The organism is Aureitalea sp. L0-47 (assembly GCF_026126405.1).
GTDB lineage: Bacteria > Bacteroidota > Bacteroidia > Flavobacteriales > Flavobacteriaceae > Pukyongia.
Map to the genome: position 1 here is coordinate 718,911 of NZ_JAFMTQ010000001.1, position 10,141 is coordinate 729,051.

A 10,141-nucleotide genomic window follows, 5' to 3' on the forward strand; every position below is an offset into this window, starting at 1 on the left:
AACATAAATTTAAGTGTTAAAATTGAGGCATGAAAAAAGCCTTCCCGAAGAAAGGCTTTTCAACTAACTAACCAATATAAAACCAATTCCTCAAGAATGGTTCACATTGAATTCTAACCAATCAAACTTCAATAATCAAACTCTTTTCCCTTTCATCATTTTTGTCCAATATAGCTTGGGCAAAAGATACTTTTTCAGGTACCATAATCTCCAGTGTTCTTTCGCACTGTTGAAGATCAGCATACGCTTTAGTTTCGGATCCGGTGTGAATTCGCCATTGTAGTTGAATTCTGCCAGAACCATTTTTCCATAACCGGTTACCAGCGGACAAGAAGAATAACCGTGATAATCTGCATTATCCGCTACCTCGCCCTTTCGAAGTTTGATCAGGTTCTCAACAACTACGGGTACCTGCTTCCGAACAGCTGCACCGGTCTTAGCCGTTGGCAATGCTGCTACATCCCCAAGCCCGAACACATTTTTGTACTTCTTGTGTTGCATGGAGTGGATGTCTACCTCCATCCAACCCGCCTCGTTGGAAAGTATTGAATCTCTAATGAAATCGGGAGCTCGCTGGGGTGGAGCGATGTGAAGCATATCGAATGGAATACTGATATCTGCTTCTCCACCCATTATTTCATTGATCGCGTTGTCCTCGTTTACGATACAACGGTTCTCCTCGGATGCGGTATGGTTGAAATGGATAATTTTTTCCTTAATGTCTATTCTGAAAGGAGCATAAAAAGGTCTGAAGTGAATATCGTATCGCTCGATCACCCGCATTAGGGTCTCGCGAATGGGTTTTACACCGAAGATCACGGAACCGGGAGTGGCGAATATCACATTTACCTTGTCGCTCATTTTTTTCTTTTTGAAGTAATCAGCTGCCAGGTAAGCTATTTTCTGCGGAGCACCACCACATTTTATGGGAGTTGTGGGTTGGGTAAATACCGCGTTACCTCCTTTGAAATTCCGAATCACTTCCCAGGTGTGTTCAGGATCCATGTAGTTACTGCACGCAACTCCCTGCTCGAAAGCTTCGGAAAGGCCTTCTATCATGGAAGGGTCCATGATGAGTCCCGGAGCCACCACAAGATAGTCATAGGTTATAGTGCCTGAACTTCTGGTAGAAACCGAATTCATTGCCGGATTTAAACCGTTCGCATAATCCTTGATCCATTCTACTCCCTTGGGCATCACACTGGCCATGGATTTCGCTGTTTTCTTGAAATCGTAGGTTCCCGCCCCAACCAGGGTCCACGCGGGCTGGTAATAATGGGTATGGGCCGGTTCAATAATGGCAATGTCTGCTTTAGGGTCTTCCTTCAGAAGCTGTCCTGCTGTCATAATACCGCCGGTACCACCACCAATGATAAGGATTTCGTAATGGGTTTTCATGTGATTAGGCTTTAAGAAAGTACAAAGTATAACCTCCTGAATGAGAATTCAGTAACAATTGTTACACAACCTATGATACACCTTTGCGCTAAGATCAAACCACCGGGGTTCTTCTGAAATACATAAATATTATTTATGCATATGATTAATAATATAAATAAAAATTAATGATAGGTTTTCTGTTACTTTGACAAAAATTTAAACCATGAAGAAAATCACAGTTGCGCACGGGGATGGAATCGGTCCCGAGATAATGGGGGCAACCCTCGACATACTAACAGCGGCAGAAGCCCGAATCGAATGGGATGAGATCGTTGTAGGGGAACAGTTGTACCTGGACGGAAATTCCAGTGGAATCGATACCAATGCCTGGGATAGCATTCGCGAGAACAAAGTATTCCTGAAGGCTCCAATTACAACGCCACAAGGCGGAGGTTACAAGAGTCTAAATGTAACCATGAGAAAGACATTAGGCTTATTTGCCAATGTGCGACCATGCAAAAGCTTCCATCCATTTGTTGCTACGAAGCATCCCGAAATGGATGTGGTAATTATTCGTGAGAATGAAGAAGATCTGTATGCGGGTATAGAGCATCAGCAAACGGATGAGGTGGTGCAATGTCTTAAGCTGATCACTCGTCCGGGTTGCGAGCGTATCGTTCGTTACGCTTTTGAATATGCTAAACTGTATAACCGCAAGAAAGTAACTTGTTTCACCAAGGACAACATCATGAAACACACGGATGGCTTGTTCCACAGGGTGTTCAAGGAGATCGCAGCAGAGTATCCGGAGATCGAGTCTGACAACTGGATCATCGACATAGGTGCTGCACGATTAGCAGATACCCCCGAAATGTTCGACGTAGTTGTAATGCCGAATCTTTATGGAGATATCGTCTCCGATATCACTGCCCAGATCTCAGGATCTATCGGACTTGCAGGAACAGCGAACATTGGTGATGCCTGTGCAATGTTTGAAGCCATTCACGGATCGGCCCCTGATATTGCAGGTAAGGACATTGCCAACCCTTCAGGATTGCTTCGGGCGGCTGTTATGATGCTGAATCATATCGGACAGCAAGATGTAGCGGAAAAGATCAAGAATGCATGGGCTTGTACCATCGAGAACGGTATCCACACTCCGGACATATATAAGGAGGGAGTAAGTAAGCAGAAGGTTGGAACCAAAGCATTTGCACAGGCTGTAATTGCTCATCTCGGACAAAAACCAAAGGAACTGCCCGAGGCTGAATTCACTCACAACGTTGTATTCAAGGTTCCGGCTTATAAGCGCCAGGCAGACAAGAATAAAGTGCTGAAAGGTGTGGATGTGTTTGTAGACTGGAAAGGTGAGGACCCGGATAAACTAGCGGCCCATCTGGTAAAGCTGAATAGCGATATCAAGCTTACCATGATCACCAACCGCGGGGTGAAGGTATGGCCCAATGGATTTGAAGAAACATTCTGTACAGATCACTGGAGATGCAGGTTTGAAGTTGAGAACGGCGATCCGGCTCGTAAAATGAGTATTCCAAGCCTGCTTCAAACAGCGTTGCTGGAGGATATCGATGTAATAAAAACTGAAAATCTCTACGAGTTCGACGGAGCGAGAGCGTATTCTCTTGGCCAGGGACAGTAGATAATAAATTTGCGTTTAGGTTGTTGTCGGGTGACACACCCGATTTTGTTAAGATGGAGAGGTCGAAAGGCCTCTCTCTTATTTTTTGATAAGTTTTATGAATAATTCATTGCCTGCACGTTGCGGGATGGAGTTGTAGGCGGTGTGCATAATGTCGATCTCAAATTTTTCTGAAAACAACCTGCGATACTCCTCTTCATTCCCGCCGAAAGGAGGGTGATCCTCGTTAAGCGGGATATTGAATAGCAATCCTACAATTTTTCCGCCTGTAGGCAACAATTCGTTCATTTTTAAAACATAGGTAGACCTTAACTTAGGCTCTAGAGCGCAAAAAAAGGTTTGTTCAACAATAAGGTCGAATTGTTCATTTAGATCGAAAAAATCCATATGAAGAAGCTGGTCTTCGGGAAAATCTGGTACTCTTTTCTTAAAATTTTGCAGTGCCACTACTGAAATATCGAGGACGTAGACATTTTTGAATCCGTTTTGGAAGAGATATTCAGCTTCATAAGAATTACCACCTCCGGGAATGAGGATTTTCAAATTAGGATCGGTCAACTGGTCGAAGTATTCTTTCAAAGGAGTAGAGGCAAAGCCAATATCCCATCCTGTCTCCTTTTGGAGATATCTGTGGTTCCAGTATCCTTCTAAAAAATTCATTAGTCGGTTTTTTCTCCAAACTGTATTCGCCACATACCTCTTACTTCATTTACCGAATAACCCGTGGCCTTATCCATCGGGTATAGTTCTTTTAACTTGGCCAGGGTACCCGGCTTAAGATCCCCCGAGGTATCTCCATGACATTGCATGCATAAGGTGTTTGTAACGATCGGGTAGTAGAAGGTGGTTTCATCTCCTTTCTTCAATATCATTGGTTCCGGATCTTCACCTTTTGCAAGCTGTGACTTATAGTCTTCAATATAAAAAATTTCAGCAGCAGTAGCCTTGTTGTCCGGATTCCTGGGCTTGTCGCTTACCCTCTTGATCATGGCGTTATGGACGGTCGCCATACTATCGGTAATTGGGTAGGCCTTTTCGTTGCAGAATTCAATCGCGGCCACCGTACCTTTTCGGTTAATGGTCTGCATTAAATTTCTGCCCAATTCTGCCTTTGTGGTCCTGGCGTATCGCATACCAGTGACTTCCGGGTTTGAATTGCTACTAGCTCCCTGCATTTTACCATTCATTCCTTTTCCCTGTCCTTTTCCTCGTCCATTTCCTTGTCCATTTCCTTGCCCTTTACCTCGGCCCATGCCCATGCCCTGGCCACGTCCATTTCCTTTGCCCATCCCTTTTCCTTGCATCTCCTGAAAATGTTCTTCGAACCATTCGGGCTGTTCGATCTCATAGTCGTACATGTATTCTGAGATCTTTTGTATCACGTCTTCGGGAAATACCTGTTTGGGCATAACCCCAAAACGACGTACCGCTCCCGGCATTTTTGATTTCTCTTCGGCAGGGTCTTTGACCCAGTTGAGCATATCGTTAGTAAATTCTTCCTTAGTGGTTCCTTCGGAAATGTAATGCTTCTTGATGGCGATCATAGGCGGCCCAAGACGTTCGTCATGTGGGGCAGTTGCGCTATGACAGGCATAGCAGTATTGTTCCATCAGGGCCTTTCCGGGATGTTCGGGATCATCCGAATGAACTGTTGGATCCGATAGGAGGGCCTGGTACGATTTATCTGGACCGGAATTGCAACTTAATAGAAGTAATAAACTAATGACGAGTAGGATTGTTTTCATGATTAGGAGATTTGAGTTAGTTCCACTGCATATAACCGCCTCTGAGGTCGATCACTTCGGAAAAGCCCATTTCGAGCAGCTTTGCTGCGGCTTTCTGACTACGAGCGCCGGTTCTGCAGTAGATATACACCGGTTTATTTTTGTCTAGTCTTGAGAACTTTTCAGCAAAAACAGTAGGCTGAAAGAAGTCGATATTGATCGCATTGGTGATATTACCTGAGCGATATTCATTGGGTGTGCGTACATCGACCAATTGCACATCTTCCGATGAGATAGCCGATCTGTAGTCGGAAACATTCAGGATTTTTATCGCTTCCGATTGTTGGCTTTCGGACCTAAATAGTGAGTTTAAGAACATTTTTATTGTATTATTAATTTAGAAGTTCGGAATCAAGAAGAAGCAGCCATATTTCAGACTGCTTCGTTCTAACCTAACATAAAAACCCCTCTACACAAGCTCCTTCTTGGCCAGGTAGAAGTCTATCTTCTCAATGGAATCGTCGTTGATGCGTTCTTCCATTTCAGCGAGTGTCTTTGGTGGTGGAACAATTACCTTATCACCTTTTTTCCAGTCTAAAGGCATTGCCACTTTATATTTATCGGAGATTTGAAGAGCTTCGAGTACCCTCAGGATCTCGTCCATATTTCTTCCCACGTTTAGCGGATAGTACATGATTAGTCGGATCTTCTTTTCAGGATCGATAAAGAAAACCGCACGTACCGCTGCCGTTTCACTTTCGTTGGGCTGCAACATTCCGTAGAGTTTGGAAACGTGCATATCGAGATCGGCAATAATTGGGAAATCGAAATACACTCCCATGTTATTGCGCACATTGTTCACCCATCCCAGGTGGGCGTGAATACTATCGATGCTCAAACCGAGTAATTCGGTGTTGAGTGCGTCAAATTCATTTTTTCGTACGGCGAAGCCGCTCATCTCTGTTGTGCACACCGGGGTGAAATCCGCCGGGTGTGAAAACATTACGACCCATTTGTCTTTGGCAAAGTCCAAAAACCTAATTTTTCCTTTAGTGGTGATCGCCTCAAAGTCGGGAGCCTTGTCCCCAATTCTCGGCATACTGTATATTACTTTTTGTTCTGTATTTTCCATAGAGCAGGTTTTTTAATTTCAGTATAAAAGTACTGTTCCGGCATCGCCCTGGCAGTAACTTATGTTACATATGAAAAGAAAGAGAGCAGGAATAAATTCCTGCTCTCTTAAGATGCGCCCAAAAATGTATGAAACAAAAAATCAAACAACTTATAGCATAGTTGTTGGGCACACATAATCGGTTAATGGAAGGTCCGATTCTTTGATCTTCTTGAACCCACCGGCGACTTCAATAACGTTGTGAATTCCTCGACTTTTCAAGATCGAAGCAGCAATTACGCTTCGATATCCACCAAAGCAATGCAGGTAGAACATGTTGTCGGTTGGGAATTCGGCTACATGGTCGTTAATATAATCTAGTGGTGTATTTACAGCGCCTACCATGTGTTCAGAGTTATACTCGCTGGCTTTTCTAACATCGAACACTTTGGCGTCTTTTTCTTCTTCAAGATTAGTTTTAAAGGTGGCTACATCGATAGAAGTAATGGTGTCATACTCCTTGGATGCCTTTCTCCAGGCGTCGAAACTTCCCTCAAGATACCCGAGAGTATTGTCGAATCCTACACGAGATAATCGGGTGATCACCTCTTCTTCTCTTCCTTCTGGAGCAATAATGAGTATAGGTTGCTTCACATCTTTGATAAGGGCACCTGCCCATGGAGCGAAGCTACCGTCTAATCCAATAAAAATGGAACGAGGAATATGTCCATGCTTAAAATCTTCTCTATTCCGAACGTCGAGAACGATGGCGCCAGTTTCATTGGCCGCAGCTTCGAAGGCTTCGGGTGAAAGTGGTCGCGCGCCTCGTTCCATGATGGTGTCAAGGCTTTCATAGCCCTGGATGTTCATCAAGACGTTCTGTGGGAAATAGCCTGGAGGAGGTGTAAGTCCTGTAAGCAATTCCTCAATAAATTCTTCGCGGGTCATATCGGCTCTTAAGGCGTAGTTCACCTCTTTCTGATGACCGAGTGTATCGGTGGTTTCTTTGCTCATCATCTTACCACAGGCAGAACCGGCACCGTGATTCGGGTACACGATAAGATCGTCACTTAAGGGCATTATTTTATTCCGAAGTGAATCGTAAAGATGGTTCGCAAGTTTTTCTTCTGTAAGTTCAGAAACAACATGTTGAGCAAGGTCTGGTCTGCCTACGTCTCCAATAAATAAGGTATCACCGGTGATAATTCCGTGCTCTTTTCCGTTCTCATCAATTAAAAGGTAGGTAGTGCTTTCCATGGTATGGCCTGGTGTATGAAGTACTTTTACCTTATAATCACCTACTCTGAAAACCTGGTTGTCCTCTGCTACAAGAGCATCATAACCTGGTTTGGCGGTAGGCCCAAAAACGATCTCGGCTCCTGTTTTCTTTTTCAGATCCAGGTGTCCGCTAACAAAGTCGGCATGAAAATGAGTCTCAAATACGTATTTGATCTTTGCATTGTCTTGTTCGGCCCTCTCGATGTATGGCCCTACCTCACGTAGTGGGTCGAAGATGGCCGCTTCACCGTTGCTCTCCAGATAGTATGCTGCGTGAGCGAGGCATCCGGTGTATATCTGTTCTACTTTCATCTTAATCGTTTTAGGTTAACGTGAGATAAAAGTAATACGCCAAAACCTACCCTACAGTAACTAAAGTTACACAAGCCTTAGGCGCTGAATTCCTTAAATAGTATATAGATGGCCATGAGAAGTACGAACCAGCCGAAGCCTTTTTTAAGTTTTTTGCCGTCGATAAAGTTGTTCAGCCACACACCAATAAAGATCCCCACAATAGAGATACCGCTGAAGATTAGCAGGAATTCCCAGTCGATCTCCATGGTTTCGATATCGCCTATAAAACCAATTAGAGATTTGATGGCAATGATGAGTAATGAAGTGGCTACGGCTTTTTTCATTGGAAGCTTTGCCAATAGTACAAGGGCCGGGATGATCAGGAAACCACCACCTGCACCAACTATACCCGTGAGTATTCCAACTACAAAGCCTTCAAGGAAGATCAGGGGGTAATTTAGTTGTTTTCCATTGGTGATTTTATCAGCTTTTCCGTTGTTACGAATCATTGAAAAGGCAGCTACCAGCATGATGACGGCAAAGAAGACCATGATCCCAACGTTCTTGGTAACGGTGTAATCACCAATACTGAAAAGTGTATCGGGGATGGCGGGCACTATGAATTTTCGGGTGATGTAAACGGCAATAAAAGCCGGGATGGAGAATACGATGGCCGTTTTAAAATCAACCAGGCCTTTCTGAATGTTTCGGATTGCACCTACGAGGGCTGAGATTCCAACTACGAACAGGGAGTATGCTGTTGCGGTGACTGGATTAATATACATTAGGTAAACAAAGACGGGAACGGTTAGGATAGATCCGCCACCGCCAATGAGTCCGAGGACAATTCCTATGATCAATGCTCCTATATAACCTAAGATTTCCGTGATGTTGTTTGTTTTAGTCTACAGAAATAACTTCTATACTGTTTCTGTGCAACTTGATCTTTCCAAGCTTTTCAAGTTTTTTCAGCAACCGCGAGATCACTACCCTTGAGGTGTGCAATTCGTATGCGATCTCCTGGTGCGTAATTTTCAATGTAGAATCGCCCACGATATGTACTTTTTCCTGAAGGTATTTTAGCAGACGCTCGTCCATTTTCAGGAAAGCAATGCTATCCACGGTTTTCAACATTTCTTCGAGTCGGTCGTGATAGCTTTGAAAGACGAAATTTCGCCACGACTTGTATTTGCTGGTCCATTCTTCCATTTTCTGAATAGGGATCATCACTAGCTTTGCATCGGTTTCTGCTATCGCCCGAATCTCGCTTTTGGTATGTCCCATGCAACAGGTGAGCGTCATAGCACAGGTTTCACCACGTTCGAGGAAGTAAAGTAGAAGTTCATCACCATCCTCATCTTCTCTTAAGATCTTTATCGCTCCCGAAACAAGCAGAGGCATAGAGCGGATGTATTCGCCTATATCCATAAGCTTTTGCCCCGCACTTACTTCCTTAAATGTTCCTACCTGGTTAATTTCCGCTAAGAGCGCGTCTTCAAACAGCCCTCCATAGCTTTCTTTCAGCTCTGAAATCATAGGTTGTAAAGTTAGTTAGTTCCAAATATAAGCTAGGTAACTTTTGTTACAAATTAATGTTAATCCCGTCTTGAGCTAATTTAGCCAAGCTGCATATTTGATGTATCTTTACTGAAATTTCAACTATGGCGCACAAGGCAGGTTTTGTCAATATCATCGGAAACCCTAATGTAGGGAAAAGTACCCTCATGAACGCCTTCGTGGGTGAAAGACTTTCAATTATTACATCCAAAGCCCAAACTACCCGCCATAGGATCCTCGGTATCGTGAATGGAGAGGATTTCCAGGTGATCCTGAGCGATACACCCGGTATCATCAAACCAGCTTATGAACTCCAGGAAAGTATGATGGAATTTGTAAGATCTGCCTTCGAGGATGCAGATGTATTGTTATACCTGGTTGAACTTGGAGAAAAGGATATAAAGGATGAGGCTTTTCTAAAGAAAATAACCGGGGCCACTATCCCCGTTCTGCTCCTGATAAACAAGATAGACAGAGGTGATGAAAATCAATTGGCTGAAGCGCTGGAGTTATGGAGTACCAAGGTCCCGAATGCAGAGATCTTTGCCATTTCCGCACTCGAGAATTTCGGAGTGGAGCAAGTATTTAAAAGGATAGTAGAATTGCTGCCGGATTCACCACCCTTTTATCCTAAGGATCAGCTTACCGATAAACCCGAACGTTTCTTTGTGAACGAGATCATCCGCGAAAAGATATTACTTCATTACAAGAAAGAGATTCCATATTCAGTAGAGATAGATACAGAAGAATTCTTCGAAGACGACAACATTATCAGGATCCGATCGGTGATCATGGTAGAACGCGAGACCCAGAAAGGGATCATTATCGGCCATAAAGGTGCTGCCTTAAAACGAGTAGGTGTAGAGGCGAGGAAAGACCTGGAAGCTTTCTTCGGAAAACAAATTCACCTGGTGACCTATGTTAAGGTGAACAGGAACTGGCGAAGTAATAAGAGTCAGTTAAGGAGGTTTGGATACGATAAGAAGTAGGCGGAAGTCTGAAGTCTAAAGTCGGAAGTCGGAAGTCGGAAGTGAGAGATGAGTAGTTCTGCATATACAACTCTACAAATCAACGACTCAACAACTCAACGAATCAACTTTTGTCGGGTGTCGGGTGTACGATGTAAGAAGTTGAAAGTCG

At 43.8% G+C, this 10,141-nt stretch carries 10 protein-coding genes; 2 read left to right on the plus strand and 8 right to left on the minus strand.

Going from position 1 to position 10,141, the window contains the following annotated elements; genetic code table 11:
- Positions 1-135: 135 nt before the first annotated feature.
- The gene (locus J1N09_RS03210; RefSeq protein ID WP_265198083.1) at positions 136-1,398 is read right to left on the minus strand and encodes an FAD/NAD(P)-binding oxidoreductase; all 1,263 of its coding nucleotides are present in this window, start codon (positions 1,396-1,398) and stop codon (positions 136-138) included.
- Between the two features lie 205 nt (positions 1,399-1,603).
- Here J1N09_RS03210 and J1N09_RS03215 point away from each other — a divergent pair, with 205 nt between their 5' ends.
- Positions 1,604-3,037: an NADP-dependent isocitrate dehydrogenase gene (locus J1N09_RS03215; RefSeq protein WP_265198085.1), complete on the plus strand. Its 1,434-nt coding sequence runs from the start codon at positions 1,604-1,606 to the stop codon at positions 3,035-3,037.
- 78 nt (positions 3,038-3,115) lie between these two features.
- Here the strand turns inward: J1N09_RS03215 and J1N09_RS03220 are convergent, their stop codons facing one another.
- The 7 genes from J1N09_RS03220 to J1N09_RS03250 all read right to left on the minus strand — a co-directional run bounded on the left by J1N09_RS03220 (position 3,116) and on the right by J1N09_RS03250 (position 8,980).
- Positions 3,116-3,697, minus strand: coding sequence for a TPMT family class I SAM-dependent methyltransferase (locus tag J1N09_RS03220; RefSeq protein ID WP_265198086.1), 582 nt, complete (start codon positions 3,695-3,697; stop codon positions 3,116-3,118).
- Positions 3,697-4,782 (minus strand): DUF3365 domain-containing protein, encoded by a 1,086-nt coding sequence (locus J1N09_RS03225; protein WP_265198087.1) that lies wholly within the window; start codon positions 4,780-4,782, stop codon positions 3,697-3,699. The genes J1N09_RS03220 and J1N09_RS03225 overlap by 1 nt, the downstream gene beginning before the upstream one ends.
- A gap of 16 nt (positions 4,783-4,798) precedes the next feature.
- Entirely contained in the window at positions 4,799-5,140 is a 342-nt protein-coding gene (locus tag J1N09_RS03230; RefSeq protein ID WP_265198088.1) for a rhodanese-like domain-containing protein, read from the minus strand.
- A gap of 90 nt (positions 5,141-5,230) precedes the next feature.
- Positions 5,231-5,893 carry a peroxiredoxin gene (locus J1N09_RS03235; RefSeq protein ID WP_265198089.1) on the minus strand — a complete coding sequence of 221 codons (663 nt, stop codon included), beginning with the start codon at positions 5,891-5,893 and terminating at the stop codon, positions 5,231-5,233.
- 150 nt (positions 5,894-6,043) lie between these two features.
- Positions 6,044-7,462 carry an MBL fold metallo-hydrolase gene (locus J1N09_RS03240; protein ID WP_265198090.1) on the minus strand — a complete coding sequence of 473 codons (1,419 nt, stop codon included), beginning with the start codon at positions 7,460-7,462 and terminating at the stop codon, positions 6,044-6,046.
- Positions 7,463-7,539: 77 nt separating this feature from the next.
- On the minus strand, positions 7,540-8,304 hold the full coding sequence (locus J1N09_RS03245) for a sulfite exporter TauE/SafE family protein (RefSeq protein ID WP_265198091.1): 765 nt from the start codon (positions 8,302-8,304) through the stop codon (positions 7,540-7,542).
- Between the two features lie 40 nt (positions 8,305-8,344).
- Positions 8,345-8,980, minus strand: coding sequence for a Crp/Fnr family transcriptional regulator (locus J1N09_RS03250; protein ID WP_265198092.1), 636 nt, complete (start codon positions 8,978-8,980; stop codon positions 8,345-8,347).
- A 125-nt stretch (positions 8,981-9,105) separates the two neighbouring features.
- Here J1N09_RS03250 and era point away from each other — a divergent pair, with 125 nt between their 5' ends.
- On the plus strand, positions 9,106-9,990 hold the full coding sequence (era, locus tag J1N09_RS03255) for a GTPase Era (RefSeq protein WP_265198093.1): 885 nt from the start codon (positions 9,106-9,108) through the stop codon (positions 9,988-9,990).
- Positions 9,991-10,141: the final 151 nt, after the last annotated feature.